This is a genomic window from Marinobacterium sp. YM272 (assembly GCF_050908845.1).
Classification (GTDB): Bacteria; Pseudomonadota; Gammaproteobacteria; order Pseudomonadales; family Balneatricaceae; genus Marinobacterium_D.
On record NZ_CP194171.1, the window covers coordinates 2,180,865 to 2,204,327 of the forward strand.

The window sequence follows — 23,463 nt, forward strand, 5'->3', positions numbered from 1 at the left end:
ATTTCAAACCCCTCTTAGGCGCGAATATAGTGCAGCTTCGGCGCAGGCGAAAAATTAAATTTTGCTATCGGGGTAGCCAAAAAAAGTGCCTGTAAGCTATCAATGGATATCGCTACAGGCACTGCCATGCGGCGTTCTCAGCCGGTTTTACTTTTCCAGAACGTAGCTGCCCGGTGCGGGGGCGAGCGGCGCGTAGCCGGCCTCGGCATTGCCCATCGCAGGTGGCGCTGTACGCCCGCTGGAGTTCTCCGCCAGCCACTCGCTCCAAGGTTCCCACCAGGAGCCTTCACTGGCTTCGTAACGCTGGTACCACTCATCGGCAGAGATGTATTTGTCCTCCGGGCGATTGAGCGCCATACGGTAGCGCCGTCGCGGGTGGCCCGGTTCGCTGACGATGCCTGCATTATGGCCACCGCTGGTAAGCACGAAGGTCAGGTCGGTGTTGACCAGACCATGGAGCTTGTAGACAGAATGCCAGGGGGCTACGTGGTCCTTTTCGGTGGCGACACAGAAGATCGGCATACGGATATCACGCAGAGAGACCGGGCGGTCATCGACGATGAAACGTCCGCTGGCCAGATCGTTATGCAAGAACATCCGGCTCAGGTATTCCGTGTGCATTTTGTAGGGCATGCGGGTGGAATCGCTGTTCCAGGCCATCAGATCGTTCATTGGCGGGCGCTCGCCGAGCCAGTATTCACTGACGATTCTGGACCAGAGTAGGTCATAGGAGCGCAGCAGCGTGAACGCGCCGGACATCTGCGTGGTATCGAGGTAGCCACGATCCCACATCATGTCTTCCATGTAGCTGAGCTGGCTCTCATCGATAAACAGCATCAGCTCGCCGGCTTCGGTGAAATCGGTTTGCGCGGTGAACAGTGACAGGGTCTTGATGCGGTTGTCCTCGTCCCTGGCCATCGCCGCGGCCGTGGTTGCCAGCAGTGTTCCGCCCAGGCAGTACCCGACTGCGTGGATCTGCTGGTCCGGCACGATGCTGCTGATCGCCTTGACGGCATCCCGGACGCCGCGGTTGATGTAGTCTTTCATCGCCAGGTCACGGTCGGCAGCGTCAGGGTTGTGCCATGAGATCATGAACACCGTATGCCCTTTTTCAACCAGGTAACGCACCATGGAGTTGTGCTCGGACAGGTCGAGTATGTAGTACTTCATGATCCAGGCCGGGATGATCAGGATCGGCTCGGCATGGACGTCAGCTGTTTTCGGGCTGTACTGGATCAGTTCTATCAGGCGGTTGCGATAGATCACCTGGCCTTCGGTGGTGGCCAGGTTGTGGCCAACGCAGTAATTCTCGCAGCTGGGTGCTGTCCCGGTGGTATAGTTCTGGACATCCTCAAGCAGGTTTTCCATTCCCTTGTAGATGCTTGTACCCCCGGTCTCGATCGCCCGGTCGATGATTCTCGGGTTGGTCAGCGGGAAGTTGGTCGGTGACAGCATATCGAGGAACTGGCGCGCCGCGAACGAGATTACGTTTTCGTGGTGACGGGAGACACCGGCGATGCCGGTGGTTGCGTAATGCCACCACTGCTCTCGCATCAGAAAGCCCTGGGCCATGACATTGAACGGAAACTTGTGCCAGGCAGGATCGTTGAAACGACGATCCTGTGCCAGGGGTTCGATCAGCGGCGGGGTATCGGGGTCGGTGGCGGCGCGGGCGCTCCAGACCCAGTAAGCGGCGTTTTTGCGCACCAGGTTTTCGGTCAGCTCGCCCAGCTTGCCCGGAGAGTGGGCCAGATGTATCAGCCAGTCCATGTAGGCCATAGACAGGGATGCAGGGGAGATACCCTGGGTGACGCGTCCTTCAAAGGCGTGCATGGCCCGGTCGATGCTGTTCTTGATCTGTTTGTAGGCGGGCTGTTCCATAGTGCGATTCCCTCGGTGCCGGATTAGGCGGTAAGTCGAATGGTGCTCTCACAGCGGCTGCAGGTGCTGCCGTCCATCCTAGTAACTTCGTGCCACCGCTCGCAAGCGTGGAACATAGTGTTATGCTTTTCGATGACAATACTTTGACCGCTGAGGCAGCTTTTTTGGCTTCTTGTTGACCTTTGTCTTTTGCTGCACCTGCGAAGGACATAGAATGGATACTGATCTAAAGTCAGACGATAAAACTTCCCCAGGCTGAAATTTTTTAGGATCTGCTGCGTGTCTACACGATATCTCAAGCGTTTCTTCAAGCCTCGATCCATCGCTGTTTTCGGTGCTTCTGAAAGGGAAGACAGCATGGGCGGGATCGTTCTGCGCAATCTTATCGACAGCGGTTTTGACGGACCGCTGATGGCCGTTAACTCCAAGGGCTACGAGCAGGTTAACGGCATCAGCTGTTATTCCGGTGTGGCTGACCTGCCTGAAATGCCGGACCTGGCCATTATCTGTTCGCCGCCCGAGGCGGTGGCAGGCATCATCCGCAAACTCGGCGCCAATATGGTGAAGGCGGCGATGATTCTCACCGGTGGGTTGTCGCTGCACCAGAGCAGCCATGCACGGACGCTGCGCGATGAGGTGCGCGAGGCCGCCAAGCCCTATGGCATACGGATTCTGGGGCCTGATTGCATGGGTATGCTGGTGCCCGGTTCCAAGATGAATGCCAGCTATTCGCATCTAAATATCCTCAAGGGAAAGGTCGCCTACGTGGGGCAGTCGGGTCTGCTGGGCACGGCCATGATCGACTGGGCCAATGGCCAGGAGATCGGTTTTTCCCATTTTCTGACCATTGGCGATGGCGTTGACGTGGACCTGCCGTCGGTTATCGATTACCTGGCGCGGGACCCCTGGACCCATGCCATTCTGCTGCAGATGGACAGGGTAATCGGTGATGCCAGAAACTTCGTCTCGGCGATCCGGTCCGCCTCACGTAACAAGCTGGTTCTAGTGTTGAAATCCAACCTGGTACTGCCGACAGATACCCATCAGATCAGGGTGCCGGGTATCCCGGAATCCGACGTGGTCTACGATGCGGCGTTGCGTCGTGCCGGTGCGGTGCGGGTAGAAACCGCCGATGAGCTGTTCAATGCACTGGAAACCCTGTCGCGGATGAAGCCGATGCGCGGTGAGCGCCTGGCGCTGGTCTGTAACGGCATGGGCCCCAACGCCCTGGCGACCGGGCGCCTGCTCAAGAGTGGTGGCCAGTTGGCGACCCTGACTGAGGAAACCGAGCAGAAGCTGATCGAACTCCTGCCACCGGAGGCGCGCTCATCCAACCCGGTGGACCTTAATGCTGATGCGACGCCGGAGCGTTTTGCCGAGGCAACCCGGCTGCTGACCAAGGATCCAAACGTCGATGCGGTGCTGGTCATCCATGCCCCGACGCGGCTTGCGGACAGTGTCAAAACTGCCGAGGAGGTGATCAGCATCGCCCGCAAAACACCGCGGAACGTGCTGACCTGCTGGATGGGGCGGTATTCGGCCATAGCGGCGCGTAACGCCTGTAATGCGGCCGGTATCGCGACCTTTCTGACGCCGGAAGAGGCGATCAATGCCTTTATGCACATGGTCGACTATCACCGCAATCAGCGGGTGATGCGCCAGACACCGGCTCCTTTTGTCGGACAGCCGGGGCCGGGCCGGGAGCAGGCGGCGGAGCTGGTCAGCTCGGCATTCGATGCGGGACGCGACTGCCTTACCCATGGCGAGGCGAGCACCCTGCTCAATCTTTATGAAATACCCACGTCCAACACCCGCTACGCCGAGGATATCCAGGGCGTGGTGGACTGCGCGAGACAGATGGGCGGCTCCGTGGCGGTCAAAGCGCTGCACAGGACCAATCTGTATCCGTTCAGCTATGACGAGAGCGGGCATCAGCGCTGGCATGACCTGGCGCTGGATCTCTATTCGATCAGTGAGGTGCGGCACGCGACCACCAAGCTTGCTTACCGTATCGGCGAGATGTACAGCGGCGAAGAGCTGTTCGGCTATGCCGTGCAGCAGATGAAGCGGGGCTTTCAGTCGATGCAGATCAATGTCGGCTTCACCCGCGACCCGGTATTCGGACCCTTGATGATCTTCGGTGTAGGCGGCTATACCGTCGATGTGCTGGCGGACCGCAATGTCATGCTGCCACCGCTCAACCTGGCACTGGCCGAAGAGATGGTGCGCTCTTCGCGTATCTACCGCATCATCAGCGAAAACAGCTATCAGGTGGAACGGGATGTGGAGCATCTCAGTGAACTCCTGGTGCGGCTTTCCGAGATGCTGGTCGATATCCCGCAGTTGAAGGCGCTGGAGATCAATCCGATGCTGCTCAACAAACGCGGCCTGCTGGCGGTGGATTACGCGGTTTCGGTGGATGAGCCCGGCAGGCTGGCGATCAGTCCCTATCCCGAACACCTGACCGAACAGATCACGCTGAAGCGTTCCGGTCGTCCGGCGGTGTTGCGTGCTGTACGCGGTGAGGATGAGCCGGCGCACCTGGAGTTCTACAACAAGCTGAGCCCGGAATCGATCCGGCTACGCTACTTCTACAGCCGTGGCATTCCGACCCATGATGAGCTGGCCAACTGGACCCAGATCGATTACGACCGCGAGATGGCGTTTATCGTGTCGGCCCCGCGTCTGGACGGCCAGGGTTATGAAACCCTGGGTGTGGTGCGTGCCGTGACCGATGCAGACAATGTGCGTGCGGAGTTCTCCGTGGTCATTCGTGATGATCTTCAGGGCGAGGGGCTGGGCATCATCCTGATGAACAAGGCGATTGATTACTGCCGTGCGCGGGGCACTCTGGAGCTGTCCGGTTCAACGCTGGCAACCAACAAGGGGATGCAGGCGCTGGCGCGTAAACTCGGCTTCAGCATCAGCTACAACGCCGAGGAAGAGGTGGTGGAGATGAAAATGCTGCTCAATGAGCCGACCGAGGACTGGCAGATCTACCGTTTGCAGCAATGATGCCGGGGGATTAACATAGCGCGCCTGATCAGTCAGTCAGGTTTGGCGCGCTTCATGGATTTCGGCTCCTCAACATCCTCATACTCTGCTGCCCTGCGGCTTTCCCTGCCGGTCATGTTCGGCTATGTGCCCCTGGGTATCGCCTTCGGTGTCCTGTTCTCCGATCTGGGTTATCACTGGTTCTGGGCCGCGGCGATGGGGCTGTTTATCTATGCCGGCGCTGCCCAGTTTCTCGCCGTGGGGCTGATTGCCAACCAGGCCGGTCTGTTCGAAGTGTTCGTCGCCATCTTCCTGCTCAATGCACGCCACCTGGTTTACGGGTTGTCGATGATCTCGCGCCTGGGGCTTAAGGGGTGGCGGCGCTGGTATCTGATCTTTGCGCTCACCGATGAAACCTATTCGCTGCTGACCGCAACCCGGCATGAGGCTGTGTCTTCATGCCGGGATAAGTTGCAGCTGCGCATCGCCGCGCTGAATCAGAGTTACTGGGTGTTTGGCTGTACCCTGGGCGCCTGGCTGGGCACTCAGCTGAATCTGCCGACCGAGGGGGCTGAATTTGCATTGCCGGCGCTGTTTACGGTGCTGGTCCTTGAGCAGTATCGGGTAATGCGCAAACCGCTGCTGTTTGTTGCTTCGCTTATGGTTGCAGCGCTGGCGCTGCTGATCAGTGCGGACAATATGCTGATGATCGCGATTGTGCTTGCGGTGTCGCTACTGCTGATGGCCAGGGGAGGGGAAAAGTGGTCCCGGATACGTATCTTCTGAGCTTTATCGCGCTGTCCGCTATGGCCACCTTCCTGACCCGGGCGCTGCCGTTTCTGCTGTTTTCCAGGCAGGCGGATCACCCTTTGCTGCAGTTTCTTGGACGCTATCTGCCGCCCGTGCTGATGGTGCTGCTGGTGATCTACGCGTTGAAAACGCCGCTGGTCAGTGGTGAGGGGCTGGTTCAGTCCGTGCTGGCGTTGCTGACGGTGGTCGGGCTGCACCTGCTGTTGCGTAACGCGCTGGTGAGTATTCTGGGCGGTACCTTCTGCTACATGTGGCTGGTGCAGACGTTAATGCCGCTGGGCTGAGACTCTATACGTGCAAGCCTGTGCGCGAATCAGAGCGTTTCGGGGCAGAACATTTCGTGGAGGGTGCGGATAATCCGCTTGGCGGTGTCACCTTCAAGTGAGTAGTAAATCGTCTGTGACTCGCGGCGTGTTTTCACCAGTCCATCCTTGCGCAACACGGCGAGGTGCTGAGACAGGGCGCTCTGGCTCAAATCCAGGTTGCGGTTCAGCTCGGTTACCGACAGTTCGCGGCCATCCAGGTAACACAGGATCAACAGCCGGCTGTCGTTTGCCAGCGCCCGCATCAGCTTGGCGGCACGAGATGCGTTCGCTTTCATCAGCTGCAGTGTTGCGTCTGCGCTGAGGTCATCCGAGCTGATTTCAGGCTGTTTGGTTGCTTGGCTCACGACTCATACTCCGGCGACGTGTTGCTTGGTGGTCTATTGTTCGTCTTTACTGCAACGCTGAGCAGGGCTGCCAGTCGGTGTTGCGGGTGAATTTGAACGATAATTATTCATAATTATATCGCAACCTGCTTTGTTCACTCAAACAAAGGGTTCACTCAAACAAACGCTCAACGCTGATTGTTAGATTAATTATAGCTAATATAATTAAGATAACCTGGCTGTCCAATAACCGGTCCCCGCCATGAGCCTATTGCGCGACCTGCTGGTGCAATTCTCGATTAAACGCCCCCGCTGGGTGTTTCTGCTGCTGCTCGCCCTTTGTGTGTTTACCGGTGCCCAGATTCCATCGATGCAGGTGGATACCGATCCGGAGAACATGCTGCCCCATGACCAGCCTGACAGGGTTTTTCATGATCGGGTGAAAACGCGTTTTTCGCTCTATGACATGATTGTGGTCGGCATGGTCAACAGCGATGATCCGGATGGTATCTACAACCCTGATTCTCTCGCCGCACTGCACAGCCTGTCGCAGCGCATCGGTCAGATGGATGGTGTGATCAGCAAGGACCTGATGGCTCTGGATCGGGTTGATAACATCACCCAGGAGGGGCCGGGGACCATCCGCTTTGAATGGATGATGCGCGAAGCACCGGCCAGCCGCGAGGCTGCTCAGGAGATCCGGCGAGCGGTAGAGAGATTGCCTCTGCTCGGTAACACCCTGGTATCCGGTGATGGGCGGGCAGCGGGTATCTATGTGCCGATCGAGAAAAAGTCGATCAGCTACCGGCTGTCGCAACAGATCGAGCAGGCTATCGCGGAGCTGGATGTGGAGGATGAGTTCCATATCGCCGGCCTGCCGGTTTCCGAAGATACCTTCGGCGTCGAGATGTTTGTGCAGATGGCGATCTCGGCGCCCCTGGCGGGAGTGATGATATTCATCCTGATGTGGCTGTTCTTCCGCAGCCTACTGCTGATCAGTGCGCCGATGCTGGTGGCGATTGCATCGGTGATTATTACCCTGGGACTGCTGATCGGTCAGGGCTACACCGTGCATATCATGAGCTCGATGATCCCGATTTTTCTGATGCCGATCGCAGTGGTCGACTCGGTGCATATTCTGTCGGAATTTGCCGATCGCTACCGCCCGGGTGATGACGCCAGACCGACGGTAAAACAGGTGATGGGGCATCTGTTCACACCGATGTTCTATACCTCGCTGACCTCGGCCGTGGGGTTTGCCTCTCTCGCCTTCACCCCCATACCGCCGGTACAGGTGTTTGGGCTGCATGTGGCGTTTGGCATCATGCTGGCATTTCTTCTTACCGTGACCCTGGTGCCCGCCTATATCGTCAGCCTGTCGCCAAAGCGGATGGCGCAGCTGAAGGATCACAATGTTCACGCGGATGACAGCAGTGGGCTGGGCCGGCTGATGGCGGCGATGGGGCGTTTCTCGATCGCTCGAGCCCGTGTGCTGGTGGTCGGGTTTTCGCTGCTTACACTGCTCAGTATCTGGGGCGTCAGCCAGATTCAGATCAACGACAATCCGGTGCGCTGGTTCAAGTCGGACCACAGTCTGCGTGTTGCCGACAGGGTATTGAACGAGCATTTCTCCGGTACCTATAACGCCTATCTTGTGTTCGATGCCGGGGCGCAGGATGACCCCGTCACGCGGTTACAGGAGGAGCTTCGCGCCGAGCTTGCAAAGCAGGATGAGGCGCAACAGCTGCAAGCGGTGCTCGAACAGATCCTGGCCGTGTCGGACAACGGGGATTTCGACCAGTACACCAGTGCACTGGCCGGACGGCTGGATGAAGCCAGCTTCAACCGGCCGCGGGCGGAGGAGGCATTCTGGCTGGACCTGCTCGACCGGGTCGAGACGGCCCAGGTGGCGGCCAAGATCTTTCTCGCTCCCCCGGTACTCGACTATATCGATGGGCTAACCGAATACCTGACAGGCCTGCCGGAAGTGGGCAAGGTCAACAGCCTGCCGACGGTGGTAAAGACCGTCTACCGGGAGTTGACCGGCGGTGCGGACGAGCAGTATCGGTTGCCCGGTTCGGCCCGGGGAGTGGCGCAGACACTACTCAGCTATCAGTCATCCCATCGCCCCGATGATCTCTGGCACTTCGTCACTCCCGATTACCGCTCCAGCCTGCTCTGGCTGCAGTTGAAAAGCGGTGATAACCAGGCGATGAGTGCGGTGGTCTCCCAGGTCAGGGACTACATTGATAAGCACCCGCTGCCGGCGGGGCTCAGCGTCAACTGGGCGGGCCTTACCTATATCAACGTGGTCTGGCAGGAGCAGATGGTGCAGGGGATGCTGAAGAGCCTGCTGGGCGCATTTGTGATGGTGCTGATCATGATGGTGCTGCTGTTTCGGTCCTGGCGTATCGGCCTGCTGGCGATGCTGCCGCTCAGCGTCACCATCTTGTTCATCTACGGCCTGATCGGGTTTGTCGGCAAGGATTACGATATGCCGATCGCGGTGCTGTCCGCGCTGACGCTGGGGCTGTCGGTGGACTTTGCCATTCACTATCTCGAACGCGCGCGGGCGATCTATCGCCAGCTTGGCAGCTGGCCCGAGGCGGTGGCGGAGATCTATCGGGGGCCGTCACGGGCGATCAGTCGCAACGCCATTGTCATCGCTATCGGATTCACGCCGCTGCTACTGGCGCCGTTGGTGCCCTACATCACGGTAGGGTTCTTTCTGGCATCGATCATGGCGGTCTCTGCACTCGTGACGCTGATGCTGCTGCCGGCGGCTATCAGTTTGATCGGTAATAAAGACCGGTTGTTCAGCCTCAACAGAAAGGAGGGTTCACAATGAACACAGCAGTCAGAATTATCACGGCATTAGTCGCTGGACCGGTGTTGAGCCTGGCGCTGGAGGCGGCGGAGCTGACCGATGTGAACCGGATCGTCGAACAGGCCAATCACGCCGCCTATTACCAGGGGGAGGATGGCCGCAGTGAGGTGCGTATGCTGATTACCGACGCCCAGGGGCGTGAGCAGCTGCGCCAGTTCACGATCCTGCGTAAGGATGTCAGCGATGGCGGCGACCAGCACTTTTTCGTCGCCTTCAGCCGTCCCGCCGATGTGCGCAACACCGTCTTTATGGTGGCCAAGCATCTGGACCGGGATGACGACCGCTGGCTGTATCTGCCGGGGCTGGATCTGGTCAAGCGCATAGCCGCCGGTGACAAGCGCACCAGCTTTGTCGGGTCGCATTTTTTCTATGAGGATGTGTCGGGGCGTAACCCGGCGGAAGATCGCTTCGAGCTGCTGTCGACCGATGCTAGCTATTACCAGCTGAAAGCGACCCCCAAGGATCCGCAGAGCGTGGAGTTCAGCCACTACCGGGTCTGGATTGATAAACAGACGATGCTACCGATGCGGATCGACTACTTTGATCACGATGAGCAGCCCTATCGGCGCGTCGAGGCGCTGAAAGTGACCGACGTGCAGGGCTTCCCTACAGTGACCGAAAGCAGGGTATCGGACCTGCGCAACGGTGGCGATACCAGCATGCAGTTCGCCTTCATGAAGTACAACATCGGTATCCCCGAGGATCTGTTCCGCGAGCGCTCGCTGAGAACGCTGCCGCGGGAGTGGCTGCGGAGGCCGGAATGAGACCGGCAGAGGGTTGCCTCGGCCTGTTGCTGGTGATCGCTGCCCCGGTTCAGGCACAGGATGAACAGACCTGGGGCGATGATGCCTGGGGCGGCGACAGCTGGGCCCAGGACGCTGCCGGGCCTGCCATACACGGCTTCTATGAGGCGGCGCTGGGCGGTCGTCTACAGGATGACCCGGCACTGGCCGAGGATAAAACCCTGGCCGAAGTGCGCGCGCACCTGGAGTGGGCGGCAGATAAGGGGGCAGCGCACTACAGTCTGAAGGGCGATCTTTATGCAGACGCTGTCGAGAACGGCGTGAAGCTGGATCTGCGCGAGGCCATGGTACAACTGACACCCCTGGACTGGCTTGATCTTCAGGTGGGTCAGCAGGTGTCCACCTGGGGCACCGGCGATATGCTGTTTCTCAACGACCTGTTCCCCAAGGACTGGAAATCCTTCTTTGCCGGGCGTGACGAGACTTACCTGAAAGCGCCGGCGCCGAGTATCCGGATCAGTCTTTATGCCGAGCGCTTCAGCCTCGATCTGGTCTGGACGCCGGTGTTCGAGCCCGACCGCTACATCGACGGCGAACGCTTCAGCTACTTTTCACCGCTCTCGGGCACTCAGCTAGCCGTGCCTGATGGCAAGCTGCATGCCGATGAGCCAAACGCTTTTCCGCAAGACGGGGAATTCGCGGCGCGATTATCCGGGCGGCAGCAGAGTCTTGAGTGGGCGCTCTATGGCTACCGCGGTTTCTGGAAACAGCCGTTGGGTCTGGATAAGCATGGCGAACCTACTTTTCCACGGCTGGATGTTTATGGCGCCAGTCTCAGGGGACCCCTAGCGGGCGGCATCGCCAATACCGAAATCGCCTGGTATGAGGGTAAGGATGATGCCGGCGACAACCCGCGTACCCCCAACGACCAGCTGCGCTGGCTTGTGGGCTTTGATCATGAGCTGGTGCCCAATCTCAATGGCGCGGTGCAGTACTACCTGGAATGGACCCAGGACTACGATCAGCTCAAGCTTAGCTCACCGGACGCCTATCGCCCCGACGAGCTTCGCCAGGTGGTCACCTTGAGGCTGACCTGGAAGCTGATGCGGGATAACCTGACCCTGTCCTGGTTTAACTACTATTCACCGACCGACCAGGACTACTACCTGCGGCCGTCGCTGAGCTACCGGATCGATGATCACTGGACGCTGAGCAGCGGTGCCAATCTCTTTGGGGGAGATGCGCCGCATACCTTTTTTGGCCAGTTTGAGGATGGCTCGAATCTTTGGGCGCGGTTGCGCTACGGCTTCTGACTCAGGCGGTTGCGCGTCGTGGCCGGCGAGGTGTGGCGACGCCGTCGGCCATCACCCGGTTACGTCCCGCGCCCTTGGCTTTGTACAGCGCCTTGTCGGCCCGCTTGATCACCATGGCCGGCTTTTCATCGGCTTTGCGCCAGGCTGCGCCGATACTGATGGTGACCTTGACCTGTTCGGTGTTGTCGGAAGCAGCATCTGTGCGGCTCTTTCGTCCGGTGCGATGATTCTTTGGACGCTGTGGCGCCCTGACTTTCATCGGGTAGTTTGCAACCCGTTCGCGCACTGCATCCAGCGCCGAGATGACTTCCTCCTCCCGCTGCCCCCTGAACACGATGGTGAACTCCTCGCCGCCATAGCGGAACAGAGCGCCGCCGGCGGTTACCCGGTTCAGCTGCGATGCCACCATCCTTAACACCTGATCACCCACGTCATGGCCGTAGGTGTCGTTAAACTTCTTGAAGTGGTCAATATCCAGCATGGCGATGGCGTACTGGCGTCCAAGACCGGCCAGATGGTGCTCCAGGGCACGGCGGGCGGGCACGCCGGTTAGCGTATCGACAAAGGCCATGGCATAGATGTGCAGGATGATCGCGGTGCAGAGCAGCAGTGCTGCACTGGCCAGGAACAGAGCGCTTAGCAGTGGCGTTTGCAGGCTGTGCAATGCCAGTAACTGCGCCAGTAGCGCGCCAAGAAGTGCCACTTCATCCACCGAACGTCGGGTCAGTGTCAGGACGAAATACAGCAGCAATAACGGCAGCGAGAGCCAGAAAATTCCGCGCGTGAGCAGCGAGTGTTCAGCGATGACCTCGATGAAATAGGTGGGCAGCGACGGCAGGCCAAGCGCCAGTTGCTCGGGTTGTTGCCAGGCCAGCAGTAACAGTGCGAAAGGGGCAAGGGAACCGAGCAGCTTTATTATCCCAAGCCGGCAAAGCAGGGAGGTATCACGCTGCAGCATAAGCCACAGGTAAAACAGCGGCAGCAGCAGGCTGGTCGCCGTGAACAGCATATAGGCGTCGGGCGCATCCAGGCCTCTTGAACCCGCAAGGCCAAGCAGTTGGGCCGTACAGGCAAGTGCCAGGGACGCAAGGCCGATGCGGCCGCGTTTGAAGCCTGCTGCCAGCAGCAGGGCGGTCAACGCCAGCAGGATTGGAAGGCCTTTCAGGAGCTGTTCGAGTACGGGATCGGTTTCTCGGACGAACGGCCACAGGCCCCAAGGAAGCGCGACGAGCAAAAGCGGAAAAAACAGGCGGATGAAGCGCAACACCTAAGTACATCCCCAAAATATCGTTCAGGGATAGTAGCATGATTGCGACAGCTACACAGGTTTATGCGAATGCGTCAGGGGCTGGGCCGGGTGCGGTGAAAACCGAGCAGACGGGCGATCAGCATCGAGGGACACCAGCCGGAAAACGCAGACTGGAAAAGACTGGCGCCGATCACCGCGGTGATCATAAGCAGGCTAGCGGGCAGCTTGGCAAGAAACACCAGTGCCAGGCTAATCAGCACCAGGGACCCTGCGATCATATGGACGCCCTGATGAATGCTCATCCCGCTGCGACAGCGTTCCTCTTTCAGGCCGATAGCGCGGAAAATGGACATGGCCGGACACCAGTTGGTAAATGCCGATTGCAGCAGATTCAGACCAACAAAGGCGGTCAGGTAATAGCCCCAGGGGTGTACCCAGTAGCCTATCGCCAGGCTGACAAGAATGACTGAGCCTGCCATCAGGCGCAGTGCTGAATGTAGGTTCATCGCGGTACGCTCAATTGATTATTAGATATCTCTAAAATAGCATGTAAATTGACCCGGGCCAGGGGTAAAGGGCGAGGATTTGGCGGGATAGCGCTATGCTTGTCAGCAGGGTTGAAGAGGAGAAGGTGAATGTTTCAGAAGCTGCTGGTCAATGTCGATGAGGATAAGGACCAGGTAGAAATGCTTGAGAAAGCGATTCGCCTGGCGGGCAGTGACGGCCGGTTAGAACTGTTCTGCTGTGTCTATCAGCCGATATTAAGCGGCGCGGAGGTGTTCAACGAGGAGGCCGGAAAGCGCTCCCGTCACGCCTATATGGTTCAGTGCGAGGGGCAGCTTGACCATCTGGCCGAGCGCATCCGTATTGACCAGGCGCGTGTCGGCACGGATATCGCCTGGGACGAGAAACGGGCCCATGCGGTACTGCAGAAGTGCGAACGTTTCGGCGCCGATCTGCTGGTCTATCCGGTGTCCACCCAGCCGGTCCTGCTGCATCATCTGCTGGCGCCCGAAGACTGGCAGGTTCTGCGCCAGTGCGCGGTGCCTCTGCTGCTCAGCCGTAACAAACGCTGGCCTGAACATCCGAGAATTGCGGTGGCTATAGATCCGTTCCACGCCCGTAATGAACCGGCGTCCCTTGATACCAAGTTACTGAATCTGGCGCTCGGCCTGGCGCAGGCGCTGGAAGCGGAGCTGCACGTGTTACACACCTACGCCACGCTGCCGGAAAGCGCCATTTTCGATGAGCATGAAATCACCGATTATGCATCCTTGCAGGACAAGGTCGCTGCGGAACACAACCGGCGCATGAAGGATCTGATGGCGCCCTGGTCGGATCAGCCGGGAGCGCCCGAGGTTCACCTGCTCGAGGGCGAGCTCCACCAGTTGGTGCCGAAATTCTGCAAGGAGCAGGCGGTGGATCTGCTGATAATAGGGAATGTCTCCCGTGGCGCGCTCGAGCGCCTGCTACTGGGTAGCAGTGCCGAGCGTATTCTGGATAAGGTCAGCTGCGATCTGATGGTCGTCAAACCGGACTGAGCGGAGCGGAAGCGAACTCGTTTTAGAACTCGAAGCTGGCCCAGACCGGTGCATGGTCGGAAGGTTTTTCCATGCCTCTGATCTCATAATCGATCCCCGCATCGGTGCAGCTTTGCAACAGCGGCGCGGTCGCCATGATCGCGTCGATCCTCAGTCCCCGCTTGGGGTCGTCATCGAAACCGCGGCTGCGGTAATCAAACCAGCTGAACAGGTCATCCTTTTCCGGGTGGCAGTGGCGATAGGTATCTGCCAGGCCCCAGTCGTAGATGCGCTGAAGCCATTCGCGCTCTTCCGGCTGGAAGCTGGTTTTGCCGGTTTTCAGCCAGCGCTTGCGGTTCGCCTCGCCGATGCCGATGTCGATATCTGCCGGGGATATGTTCAAATCGCCCATCACCACCAGCGGTTGCCCGGGGTCGCAATGCTCCTGGAGATGACTGAGCAGGTCGGCATAAAAACGGCGCTTGGCGGGAAACTTGGTTTCGTGAGCAATGTTCTCCCCCTGGGGGAAATAGCCGTTGATCAGCGTAAAGCGTTTGCCCGCGGCGGTTTCATACTCGCCGATGATCAGGCGGCGTTGGGCGTCTTCTTCATCGCCAAAAAAGCCTTTCTGCACCGACAGTGGCGCGTTTTTTGACAGCAGGCAGACGCCGTAATGGGTTTTCTGGCCAAAGAATTCCACGTGGTAACCCAGCGACTGGATCATTTCGACCGGGAACTGATCGTCAGCAACCTTACTCTCCTGAATACCGATAACGTCAGGTGAGTGGCGCTCAATCAGCGCTTCGAGCTGGTGCTGGCGCGCCCGTATTCCGTTGACGTTGAATGAAACTAACTTGGTCACAGAGCGATCTCCCGTGCGTGAAGGCTGACTTTAGGAGCGGGATACTAACAAAAATGCGGCTTGGAGGCGGCTAAAGGCGCGATAGATTCTGTTTATCTGCAGACTTTACCTGATCAATTGGCCTGGAGCCCGGGAAGCGGTTAAGGTTGGCCTCACTTGAATGGAATGTCTCAGCGAATCGGGAGTAATGAGCGTGTCTGAGTTTGATTACGATCTCTTTGTTATCGGTGCCGGCTCTGGCGGGGTGCGTGCCGGGCGTATGGCCGCAGGCCGCGGTGTCAGGGTCGCCATCGCGGAAGATCTCTACCTGGGTGGCACCTGCGTCAATGTGGGTTGCGTACCGAAGAAGCTCTATGTTTACGCCTCCCACTACGCCGACAGCTTCCACGAGGCCAAGGGCTTCGGCCTGACGGCGGGCGATGTCAGTTTTGACTGGCCCACGCTGCGTGACAACAAGAAAGCGGAGATCTCCCGTCTCAACGGTATCTACGGCAATATGCTGCGCAACTCAGGCTGTGACCTGATCGATGGCCGCGCGGTGATCACCGGGCCCAATAGCGTCGAGGTGAAGGGCAAGACCTACACTGCAGAGCGCATCCTGGTTGCCACCGGTGGCTGGCCGTTCGTGCCGGAGTTTCCGGGCAGCGAGCATGTGATCAGCTCCAACGAAGTGTTCGACCTGGAGACCTTCCCGAAGCGCGTGATCGTCGTCGGTGGTGGTTATATCGCCGTGGAGTTCGCCGGTATCTTTGCAGGTCTCGGTGCACACACCGACCTGATCTACCGTGGCGATATGATCCTGCGTGGATTCGACGAGGAGATTCGTCAGTTCACCGCGAAGGAGATCGGCAAGAAGAACGTCAATCTTTCGCTGAATGCCAACATCGTGCGCATCGACAAGCAGTCTGACGGGACCTTGCTGGCCGAGCTGACCGATGGTCGCAGGCTGGAGGCGGATCAGATTCTTTACGCCACCGGGCGTACGCCGAAGACCCAGGGGCTGGGTCTTAACGAGGTGGGTGTAGAGCTCGCTGATAACGGTGCCATCAAGGTCAACGACAGCTTCCAGAGCTCCGTGCCGTCTATCTATGCCATCGGTGATGTTATCGACCGAGTACAGCTGACACCGGTAGCCCTGGCCGAGGGGATGGCGCTGGTACGCCACCTCTACGCTGAAGGTAGCCCGAGGGTCGATTACGAGCTGATTCCGACAGCGGTATTCTGCCAGCCTAACATCGGCACCGTGGGGATTACCGAAGAGCAGGCCCGTGAGCGTTACGACGAGATCGAGGTATACCGCTCAGAGTTTCGCGCCATGAAACACACGCTCAGTGGCAGTGACGAGCGCACATTGATGAAACTGATCGTCGATAAGGCCACGGATAAAGTGGTCGGTGTGCACATGGTAGGAGATGATGCCGGCGAGATTATTCAGGGGATCGCCGTCGCGTTGAAAGCGGGAGCGACCAAGGCGGTGTTCGACAGCACCATCGGTATCCACCCGACCGCGGCGGAAGAGTTTGTCACCATGCGCGAACCCACGCGAAACTGAACAACTCCCCGGAGACGCTGAACAGCAAAGCGCCCGCCGCTCCGGCCGGCGCTTTTTTATGTTTAGTCCGTTGCTTGCGTTTGCACGGCAACCCGGTTGCGGCCATCTTCCTTGGCCTGATAGAGCGCCTTGTCGGCTTTTTCAATCAGTGATGTGGCGCTGTCGCCGTCAGTGAAGGCGGCGACCCCGAACGAGGCGGTGATCGAGCTGATCACCGTGCCGGAGCTTTTCTGGCGGATGCGGATCGCCTCGACCCGCTGGCGCAGTTTTTCTGCAACCTGCCGGGCACTGTCCAGAGCGCTGCCCGGGGCCAGGATGGCAAACTCCTCGCCGCCGTAGCGCACCGGGATAAGGGGTTCCGCGCACTCATCGTTCAACAGGCGGCCGACGTACTGAAGTACCTTGTCACCCATGAGGTGGCCGTAGGTGTCGTTGAACTGCTTGAAATGGTCCACGTCGATAAGAATCAGGGCGAAGCCAGCGGGCAGCTGGAGTTCGATCAACTGATTCAGCTCGGTATCGAATACGCGCCGGTTATACAGGCCGGTCAATACGTCCACACGTGCATCCTGACGTGTTTTGGTCAGTTCCTCCCTGAGCTTTTCAATTTCCTGCTGAGCGGCATCTATCTGCTGCTGGAACCGCGCTGTGGACTGGTTGATCGCTGCGGTGTTGCTCGCCAGGTTGTCGATGATCGATTCCAGCGGCAGGGAAGACCCGGGTGCCTTTCTTGACTCCTGCAGCGCATCGAGACTTTCGCGCAGCACATTGGCGTAGTTGTCGGTATGTTCCGCCGCCTCATGGGCCTGGCTGTGCAGGTTGCCGGTTAGCCGCAACAACCCGGCCAGCGCTTCGTTGTTAGCGGAGCCTTCGCCGTCGAGCAGGTGATCGGCGAACAGCTTTTCGCTGAGCAGGTTGGGGCAGGTGCCGTAGGTAGTCAGGGCCGAATCCAGGGCGGCATTCAGTGCCGGGATCCGGTTGGATACATAGGTGTACCAGAGGGCGTAGTTCAGAGGATTGGGGGGGACATTGTTGCGCACCATCAACGGCAGTGCTTGACGCAGGTAACCGGTTGCCTGGCTCGGTGTTTCGTTATATTTCATTGCGAGTTATGTCCTCCCACTCAACAACCTGTCATGCGGAAACGTCGGTCCGGTAGCGCCTTGCCCGGCAGGATCAGGCGGGTAGCCAGACCTTCAGATTGCGGAACCAATGCAGCGACGCAAGTTGCTCGTCCAGCTGTTTCTCCAGATCGGTGGCCCTGATTTCGCACTTGCTTAACAGGGTCTGCAGCTCCGGTGAGGCGCGCAGGTCGAGATCGATATACTCCGGATGGTAATAGAGAATCAGTTCGTAATCCGGGTTGTCGCCGGTGATGCGGCTGATCGCGGCATCCAGGTGATGTTCAATTTCGGCCCGGGGCGGCATCACCGGCAGACTGTCTTCGGGATAGACCTGGTCGTCATAGGTGTCGATGTGAAAGATCACATGGCCGATATGGTCGAAGCGTTCCTTCAGTTTAAGGACCGCCACATCACCGATATAGTGGCCTTCGGCGGCGCTCAGGTGAGGCTGTACCTGGAGATGCATCTCCAGCTGGCTCTGACTGCCCATCTGGCGGCTTTTGAAACTGTGGACGCTCTCCACACCCTCGACGGATAAAATCGTTTCTCTGAGCTCTTTGACGCGCTCTTCCGGAAGCGCCGTGTCGACCAGTTCAGATACGCTGCGGGCGATCAGTTCCCAGCCGATCTTGCCGATCATCAGGGCGACCAGCACGGCGGCGAGACCGTCCAGCCACCAGATGCCGAGCATGGAGCCGGCCACCGCAACCAGGACCACGATCGACGATAGGGCATCGCTGCGGCTGTGCCAGGCGTTGGCAATGATGAGATCCGACTTGAGTGCTTTGCCCACCTTGAGCGTATAGCGGAAGATCCACTCCTTGCCGGCGATTGAAATGGCCGCGGCTATCAGGGCCGGCCAGGCGGGTGTAGGTGGCTGGGTATCGGCGAACAGTCTCATAATGCTGTCGTAGGCGATCAAAACGCCGACCAGGGCGAGAATGACGCCAAGCACCACGGTACCGATGGTTTCGAAGCGTCCGTGACCCCAGGGGTGGTTGCGGTCGGGGGCCTGGTGAGACAGCCGCAGTACGATAATCACCATCACATCGGTAAACAGGTCGGAGAGGGAGTGCAGGCCGTCGGCCACGAGTGCCGCCGAGTTGCTGAAAATGCCGATTACTATCTTGATGATGCCAAGTGCCAGATCGAGTACGGAGCCGATCAGAGTGACTTTTTCGGCGGCTTTTCGGCGTTGGTCCAACTGTTCCTGCATCAACAAGTTCCCTGTAAATGGTTAGCCCGCAATACTACCCCGGTTTGGTGAGCGGGACCAGTTGTCGGGCGCTCCTGCTGTGCCAGGAAAAATTAACAGGCGAAGTCTTGATTTGCGGCAAGATCTGATGTCGTAAATGTTACAAAAAGGCAGTGAGGATAAAATCCCCGGTCAAACCGGTTAAAATCTTCATTGCAGGGGTTTGACTTTATCTAACTATTTGATTTTTAATTAAATTAAACAGCTGGTTAAAAAATGATCAATTTGTATGAAGCGAAGGAATCCCGGGTGGTCGGAGACGATTTTGTGGCAGTTTTCACAGTCTTATCCACAACAGATGTGAGTAGTGCCGGCTAGCCCCCATGGTTACTGAATTGTGCGTTTTTTGTTAACAGCTGTTTACAGCCAGGTAACACCTCCGGGACAGAGTTGATTCCGAAAGGAGACGCATAGACGTTGGACGCGATACCCTTTGCCGTTATCCTTTTCTTGGTTTTTTCACCTGCCAATCGGAAGTCAGTTCATGGATGTCGCTTTTCTAAGTAAACTGCTGCTGCCCTCGGCTCTTTTCTTGATGATGCTCGGTATCGGTATCACCTTGCAGCGCAGCGATCTTGAACGCCTGGTAAGTCAGGACCGGAAGGCGCTGCTGGTTGGATTGGCCGGACAGCTGTTGCTGCTGCCGGCGGTGGGAGTGGGTGTCTGCCTGCTGTTCGGGCTGCCGCCCCTGGTTGCCGCCGCGCTGATGATCGTCACGCTGGCGCCAGGTGGTGTCACCTCCAATATGATTACGCTGGTAGCCCGGGGTGATACGGCGCTCTCGGTCGGTTTGACCGCTGTCGGCAGTTTGATTGCCCCCTTTACGTTGCCTTTGTTGACTGGAGCCGTGCTGGTTTACACCGGTGCTGGTGTGCGCCTCGCCGATTTTCCGCTACTCCCCGCCATCATCAAGCTGGCAATAGTTACCCTGCTGCCGGTGATGCTCGGAATCTGGCTCAGAAGCCGTTTTCCTCGCCGCTGCGAGAGACTTTACCCCTGGGTTAAAGCGGTCGCCGTGTTCGGTTTTCTGGCGATGGTGGCGGTGGTTGTACTTGCCAATCATCAGCGCCTGCCGGGCCTTCTTCAGGCGTATGCCGGCGTGATGCTCGTGCTTGCTCTGGCGGCGATGCTTTCAGGCGCCCTGTTGGCGAAACTCTTCTCGCTTGGCCCTGCGGTACAGCTGACGTTGGCGGTGGAGGTGGGGATTCAGAATGCGGGCACCGCCCTGATGGTGACGGGCGCTCTGTTATCGAGCCCCGAGATGTCGGCGGTGGTGTTGATCTACGGGCTGGTAATGCAGCTGCCAGCGGCCCTGATCATGCTTGCCCGCAATCTGCCGGGCAGCAGTGCCCGTTTGGCAGAAGGTCAGCAAAGCTAGGCACCAGGCGGTGGTATTCCGGTATGGCCGAGGCTAAAACCGCCCTAGTCGATACCCAGGTACTTGTGGGTTTGCAGGCTCAGGCGCCATTGTGGATGGGCGAGGCAATAATCGACGCAGCGGCCGGTGTTGGCGCTCTGTAACGGACCGTCCATCGGCTGCAGGAAAAAGTGCGTGAAATCGAACTCCTCGAAGCGCTCCGGCGGTGCCAGAGACTGAGGATAAACCAGTTTCAGTTCGTCGCCCGCGGTGACCACAATGTCCGTGCCGGCTTTCGGACTGACGCAGATCCAGTCGATCCCGCCCGGAAGAGGGCGGGTACCGTTGGTCTCTATGGCGATTTCGAAGCCGAGCCGGTGCAGTTCGTCGAGCAGCGGAGTATCGAGCTGTAAGGCCGGTTCTCCGCCGGTACAGACCACATAGGGCTTGCCCTGTCCAAGGTCTGGCCAAAGACTGGCAATGGTTGCCGCCAGCGAGGCGGCATCGCTGAACTTTCCGCCTCCCTGGCCGCCGGTGCCGACAAAATCGGTATCGCAGAAATCACAGATCGCATCGGCGCGATCCTTCTCCCGCCCACTCCACAGGTTGCAGCCGGCAAAACGGCAGAATACCGCCGGCCGGCCCGCCTGGGCGCCTTCACCCTGCAGGGTGTAGAACATCTCGTAGACTGTGTACATCGTCCTAGCGCTCCAGCTCGCCGCCAAAAGCCGCGAGGACCTGCGGGAACAGCCGGGTGAATTCGAGGCCAAGCTGGGTGACATCGGCGTCCAGGGAGGCAAGCTCCTCTTCCGGGGCCTGTTCTTCAAGCTGGTCGCGGTACTCATCGGTCAGTCGCAGCCGGTGCAGGGTCAGGTCCGAGTGCAGTACCGTGCGTAGCTGCTGCTCCCAGCAGAGTGCCAGCTTGCTGACCTCCATGCCGCCCTCGATATGGGCGCGGATCTCGTTACTGGTCAGTTCCTGCCCCTTGATTTTGATCACCCCGGATTCGTCCGCGAGGGTATCTTTCAGCTCGCACTCCTGCTCGAGTTCGAAGCCGTTCGGCAGGGCTGGTTCGCCCATCACCCAGCCGGACAGGGTGGCGCCGGGGGACTGCTGTACCTCGGGAAGGCGCACGCGCAGGGAGCCAAGCGCTTCCCGCAGTTCGCTGAGCAGTTGTTCGGCTTTATTGATCGACGAGGCGTCGACGACAATCCAGCCGTGCTCGGCGGAAACCAGGGCGTGGGTGGGGCGACGCCGGGTGAATGCGCGGGGCAGAAGCTCGAAGGTGACTTCATCCTTGAGGCTCGCGCGCTCCTTGCGATAGACCTTGCGATCCTCCTCCTGCTCGATCTGCTCCACCTTTTCGTTCAGCGCGTCGCGCACCACGGTACCCGGGAGGATACGCTCCTCCTGCTGCAGGCAGATCAGCAGATAACCGTTGCTGGCGAAGACCGGGCCTTCGGTCAGTCCCGAGGTGGGCGAAGTCCAGCCGGTGCGTTTCTGCTCGTGGCGGTTGCAGGGGGTGAAGGGCTTGGCGAGAAGGGCCTGCTCCAGTTTATCGGCATCAAAGTCGGTATCGGGGGTGAAACGGTACCAGACGGCATTTTTGAACCAGAGCATTGCGCCTCCTGTCAGGGTCCAGTTGGATTGCAGCGGATTAAGCGAAGGCGCGCATTATTGAGTGGCACTGGCTCAGATGCAAGGGGAGAGCCTGTATCAGGCGCCCTCGTACGCGATCAGCGAATACACCGGCACTCCGGTTTCCTGAATGCGTGAAGACCCCTGCAGGTCCGGCAGGTCGATCAGCGCGGCGGCTTCAATCACCTCGGCCCCCAGGTTCTTGATCAGTGTGCAGGCGGCAAGGATGGTGCCCCCGGTGGCGATCAGGTCATCAAACAGCAGTACTCTGTCGCCGGCGGTGACGGAGTCAGACTGCATCTCCACGGCGGAGGTGCCATATTCCAGTTCATATTCCTGATGGATGGTGTCGCCGGGCAGTTTGCCTTTCTTGCGTACCAGAACCAGCGGCAGGTTCAGCTGGTGGGCGAGAATCGAGCCAAACAGAAATCCGCGGGCGTCGATACAGGCGATATGAGTCAGGTCTGAGTTCAGGTAACGATGAATGAACGCATCGGTCACCATTCTCAGTGCCAGTGGGTCCTTGAAAATCGGTGTGATATCCCTGAACAGGACACCGGGCTCAGGCCAGTCCGGCAGCGAGCGAATAACGGATTTGACGTAAAACTCGTCGTAGGACATCGGGAAGGGCTCCTTGGCTCCAAGGCTTGCTGTTGATCTAACTCAATGTGCAGAAGCGGGTGAGGGTGTTTAATGGTCGGCGTTGGGTTACACATTGAGATGGCTACTTCATTGTGCAACTGTACTGGCGCTTATCCCCGCGGATAAGCGCCTTTTTTATGTCTAACCCCTTTGGGTGCTGCTGTCGGACTCTGCAAACGGGTTGCATTCGCCCGCCAGGTCGTAGAGTTCGGACAGGTTGTTCAGCTCGATCTCCTTGCCGTCTACCTGGATCAGCGACATCGCCTGGAACCGGGTAAAGATACGGCTGACCGTTTCCACCGCCAGGCCCAGATAGTTGCCGATCTCATTACGGGACATCGACAGGCGGAACTGGGTCGCGGAGTAGCCGCGGGCGCGGAAGCGGGTGGACAGCTTGATCAGGAAGGTAGCGACACGCTGCTCGGCGTTTTTCTTCGACAGCAGCATCATCATCTGCTGGTCGTCGCGCAGCTCCTTGCTCATGGTACGCAGCATCTGGCGACGCAGTTCCGGCATCTGCCCGGCCAGGTCATCGAGCCGCTCGAACGGAATTTCGCAGACCGTGGTGGTTTCCAGCACCTTGGCGGAAACCGGATAGGTGACACCGTCAACGCCGCTCATACCGACCAGCTCACCGGGGAAGTAAAAGCCGGTGATCTGCTCTTCGCCTTCATTGGTCAGGGTGTAACTTTTGATGGTTCCGGCGCGTACGGCATAAACGGTTGTAAAGGCGTCGCCCTGATGAAACAGGTGCTCACCTTTCTTGATCGGTCGGCTTTTCTCGATGATGTTATCGAGTCGTTCGATCTCGGTCATGTTCAGCGAAACTGGCAGGCACAGCGAGCTCAGACTGCAGGTGTTGCAGTGAACCTGCTGGAGACTGCGCAGTTTACCTTCACATTTATGGTCACCCATGGGGCTGTCCCTTTCTCTAGGTGGGTTTGATCACTATCAAGCGGCTACCCAGGCATTATGTAACATTTGGCG

General features: G+C 58.6%; 20 protein-coding genes. 9 read left to right on the plus strand and 11 right to left on the minus strand.

Annotated elements, in window-relative coordinates; translation table 11 throughout:
• Positions 1–147: 147 nt before the first annotated feature.
• A complete protein-coding gene (locus ACQUQP_RS09755; protein ID WP_432698606.1) occupies positions 148–1,881 on the minus strand; it encodes a PHA/PHB synthase family protein in 1,734 nt (577 codons plus the stop codon).
• Between the two features lie 279 nt (positions 1,882–2,160).
• On the opposite strand from ACQUQP_RS09755, the gene ACQUQP_RS09760 reads away from it, so the two are divergent.
• The 3 genes from ACQUQP_RS09760 to ACQUQP_RS09770 are packed head-to-tail and all read left to right on the plus strand — an operon-like array spanning position 2,161 to position 5,969.
• Complete coding sequence (locus ACQUQP_RS09760; protein WP_432698607.1) at positions 2,161–4,896, plus strand: GNAT family N-acetyltransferase; 2,736 nt, start codon at positions 2,161–2,163, stop codon at positions 4,894–4,896.
• A 54-nt stretch (positions 4,897–4,950) separates the two neighbouring features.
• Positions 4,951–5,661, plus strand: a complete 711-nt coding sequence (locus tag ACQUQP_RS09765) for an AzlC family ABC transporter permease (protein ID WP_432698608.1) — start codon at positions 4,951–4,953, stop codon at positions 5,659–5,661.
• Positions 5,637–5,969 carry a branched-chain amino acid transporter permease gene (locus tag ACQUQP_RS09770; RefSeq protein WP_432698609.1) on the plus strand — a complete coding sequence of 111 codons (333 nt, stop codon included), beginning with the start codon at positions 5,637–5,639 and terminating at the stop codon, positions 5,967–5,969. Before ACQUQP_RS09765 ends, ACQUQP_RS09770 begins: the two co-directional genes overlap by 25 nt.
• A gap of 29 nt (positions 5,970–5,998) precedes the next feature.
• On the opposite strand, the gene ACQUQP_RS09775 is transcribed toward ACQUQP_RS09770, so the two are convergent.
• Positions 5,999–6,286: an ArsR/SmtB family transcription factor gene (locus ACQUQP_RS09775; RefSeq protein WP_432698689.1), complete on the minus strand. Its 288-nt coding sequence runs from the start codon at positions 6,284–6,286 to the stop codon at positions 5,999–6,001.
• Between the two features lie 310 nt (positions 6,287–6,596).
• Between ACQUQP_RS09775 and ACQUQP_RS09780 the strand changes: the two genes are divergently transcribed.
• Genes ACQUQP_RS09780 through ACQUQP_RS09790 form a run of 3 tightly spaced genes read left to right on the plus strand, consistent with a single transcriptional unit; the run spans position 6,597 to position 11,277 of the window.
• Positions 6,597–9,182, plus strand: a complete 2,586-nt coding sequence (locus ACQUQP_RS09780; RefSeq protein WP_432698610.1) for an efflux RND transporter permease subunit — start codon at positions 6,597–6,599, stop codon at positions 9,180–9,182.
• Positions 9,179–9,985, plus strand: coding sequence for an outer membrane lipoprotein-sorting protein (locus ACQUQP_RS09785; protein ID WP_432698611.1), 807 nt, complete (start codon positions 9,179–9,181; stop codon positions 9,983–9,985). The genes ACQUQP_RS09780 and ACQUQP_RS09785 overlap by 4 nt, the downstream gene beginning before the upstream one ends.
• Positions 9,982–11,277, plus strand: coding sequence for a hypothetical protein (locus tag ACQUQP_RS09790; protein ID WP_432698612.1), 1,296 nt, complete (start codon positions 9,982–9,984; stop codon positions 11,275–11,277). Before ACQUQP_RS09785 ends, ACQUQP_RS09790 begins: the two co-directional genes overlap by 4 nt.
• 1 nt (position 11,278) lies before the next feature.
• On the opposite strand, the gene ACQUQP_RS09795 is transcribed toward ACQUQP_RS09790, so the two are convergent.
• Positions 11,279–12,544 carry a diguanylate cyclase gene (locus ACQUQP_RS09795; RefSeq protein WP_432698613.1) on the minus strand — a complete coding sequence of 422 codons (1,266 nt, stop codon included), beginning with the start codon at positions 12,542–12,544 and terminating at the stop codon, positions 11,279–11,281.
• A 74-nt stretch (positions 12,545–12,618) separates the two neighbouring features.
• Complete coding sequence (locus ACQUQP_RS09800; RefSeq protein WP_432698614.1) at positions 12,619–13,032, minus strand: YgaP family membrane protein; 414 nt, start codon at positions 13,030–13,032, stop codon at positions 12,619–12,621.
• 129 nt (positions 13,033–13,161) lie between these two features.
• Between ACQUQP_RS09800 and ACQUQP_RS09805 the strand changes: the two genes are divergently transcribed.
• Positions 13,162–14,067, plus strand: a complete 906-nt coding sequence (locus tag ACQUQP_RS09805; RefSeq protein ID WP_432698615.1) for a universal stress protein — start codon at positions 13,162–13,164, stop codon at positions 14,065–14,067.
• A gap of 22 nt (positions 14,068–14,089) precedes the next feature.
• Here the strand turns inward: ACQUQP_RS09805 and xthA are convergent, their stop codons facing one another.
• Complete coding sequence (gene xthA / locus ACQUQP_RS09810; protein WP_432698616.1) at positions 14,090–14,908, minus strand: exodeoxyribonuclease III; 819 nt, start codon at positions 14,906–14,908, stop codon at positions 14,090–14,092.
• A 193-nt stretch (positions 14,909–15,101) separates the two neighbouring features.
• On the opposite strand from xthA, the gene gor reads away from it, so the two are divergent.
• Entirely contained in the window at positions 15,102–16,460 is a 1,359-nt protein-coding gene (gene gor, locus ACQUQP_RS09815) for a glutathione-disulfide reductase (RefSeq protein WP_432698617.1), read from the plus strand.
• Positions 16,461–16,522: 62 nt separating this feature from the next.
• Here gor and ACQUQP_RS09820 read toward each other — a convergent pair whose 3' ends face one another.
• Entirely contained in the window at positions 16,523–17,563 is a 1,041-nt protein-coding gene (locus ACQUQP_RS09820) for a GGDEF domain-containing protein (RefSeq protein WP_432698618.1), read from the minus strand.
• Between the two features lie 73 nt (positions 17,564–17,636).
• Positions 17,637–18,800: a cation diffusion facilitator family transporter gene (locus tag ACQUQP_RS09825; RefSeq protein WP_432698619.1), complete on the minus strand. Its 1,164-nt coding sequence runs from the start codon at positions 18,798–18,800 to the stop codon at positions 17,637–17,639.
• Positions 18,801–19,323: 523 nt separating this feature from the next.
• Here ACQUQP_RS09825 and ACQUQP_RS09830 point away from each other — a divergent pair.
• Complete coding sequence (locus tag ACQUQP_RS09830) at positions 19,324–20,217, plus strand: bile acid:sodium symporter family protein (protein ID WP_432698620.1); 894 nt, start codon at positions 19,324–19,326, stop codon at positions 20,215–20,217.
• Between the two features lie 44 nt (positions 20,218–20,261).
• On the opposite strand, the gene queE is transcribed toward ACQUQP_RS09830, so the two are convergent.
• The 4 genes from queE to fnr all read right to left on the minus strand — a co-directional run bounded on the left by queE (position 20,262) and on the right by fnr (position 23,391).
• Positions 20,262–20,894 (minus strand): 7-carboxy-7-deazaguanine synthase, encoded by a 633-nt coding sequence (queE, locus tag ACQUQP_RS09835; protein ID WP_432698621.1) that lies wholly within the window; start codon positions 20,892–20,894, stop codon positions 20,262–20,264.
• Between the two features lie 4 nt (positions 20,895–20,898).
• Positions 20,899–21,816 carry a recombination-associated protein RdgC gene (locus ACQUQP_RS09840; RefSeq protein WP_432698622.1) on the minus strand — a complete coding sequence of 306 codons (918 nt, stop codon included), beginning with the start codon at positions 21,814–21,816 and terminating at the stop codon, positions 20,899–20,901.
• 96 nt (positions 21,817–21,912) lie between these two features.
• Positions 21,913–22,455, minus strand: coding sequence for an adenine phosphoribosyltransferase (locus tag ACQUQP_RS09845; protein ID WP_432698623.1), 543 nt, complete (start codon positions 22,453–22,455; stop codon positions 21,913–21,915).
• A 162-nt stretch (positions 22,456–22,617) separates the two neighbouring features.
• Positions 22,618–23,391 (minus strand): fumarate/nitrate reduction transcriptional regulator Fnr, encoded by a 774-nt coding sequence (gene fnr / locus ACQUQP_RS09850; RefSeq protein WP_432698624.1) that lies wholly within the window; start codon positions 23,389–23,391, stop codon positions 22,618–22,620.
• Between the last annotated feature and the right edge of the window lie 72 nt (positions 23,392–23,463).

Coding starts and splice junctions, on each gene's coding strand:
- ACQUQP_RS09755 (WP_432698606.1), bottom strand. CDS start 1,881: ATGGAACAGCCCGCCTACAAACAGATCAAGAACAGCATCGACCGGGCC.
- ACQUQP_RS09765 (WP_432698608.1), top strand. CDS start 4,951: ATGGATTTCGGCTCCTCAACATCCTCATACTCTGCTGCCCTGCGGCTT.
- ACQUQP_RS09775 (WP_432698689.1), bottom strand. CDS start 6,286: ATGAAAGCGAACGCATCTCGTGCCGCCAAGCTGATGCGGGCGCTGGCA.
- ACQUQP_RS09780 (WP_432698610.1), top strand. CDS start 6,597: ATGAGCCTATTGCGCGACCTGCTGGTGCAATTCTCGATTAAACGCCCC.
- ACQUQP_RS09785 (WP_432698611.1), top strand. CDS start 9,179: ATGAACACAGCAGTCAGAATTATCACGGCATTAGTCGCTGGACCGGTG.
- ACQUQP_RS09790 (WP_432698612.1), top strand. CDS start 9,982: ATGAGACCGGCAGAGGGTTGCCTCGGCCTGTTGCTGGTGATCGCTGCC.
- ACQUQP_RS09800 (WP_432698614.1), bottom strand. CDS start 13,032: ATGAACCTACATTCAGCACTGCGCCTGATGGCAGGCTCAGTCATTCTT.
- ACQUQP_RS09805 (WP_432698615.1), top strand. CDS start 13,162: ATGTTTCAGAAGCTGCTGGTCAATGTCGATGAGGATAAGGACCAGGTA.
- ACQUQP_RS09820 (WP_432698618.1), bottom strand. CDS start 17,563: ATGAAATATAACGAAACACCGAGCCAGGCAACCGGTTACCTGCGTCAA.
- ACQUQP_RS09825 (WP_432698619.1), bottom strand. CDS start 18,800: ATGCAGGAACAGTTGGACCAACGCCGAAAAGCCGCCGAAAAAGTCACT.
- ACQUQP_RS09830 (WP_432698620.1), top strand. CDS start 19,324: ATGGATGTCGCTTTTCTAAGTAAACTGCTGCTGCCCTCGGCTCTTTTC.
- queE (WP_432698621.1), bottom strand. CDS start 20,894: ATGTACACAGTCTACGAGATGTTCTACACCCTGCAGGGTGAAGGCGCC.
- ACQUQP_RS09840 (WP_432698622.1), bottom strand. CDS start 21,816: ATGCTCTGGTTCAAAAATGCCGTCTGGTACCGTTTCACCCCCGATACC.
- ACQUQP_RS09845 (WP_432698623.1), bottom strand. CDS start 22,455: ATGTCCTACGACGAGTTTTACGTCAAATCCGTTATTCGCTCGCTGCCG.
- fnr (WP_432698624.1), bottom strand. CDS start 23,391: ATGGGTGACCATAAATGTGAAGGTAAACTGCGCAGTCTCCAGCAGGTT.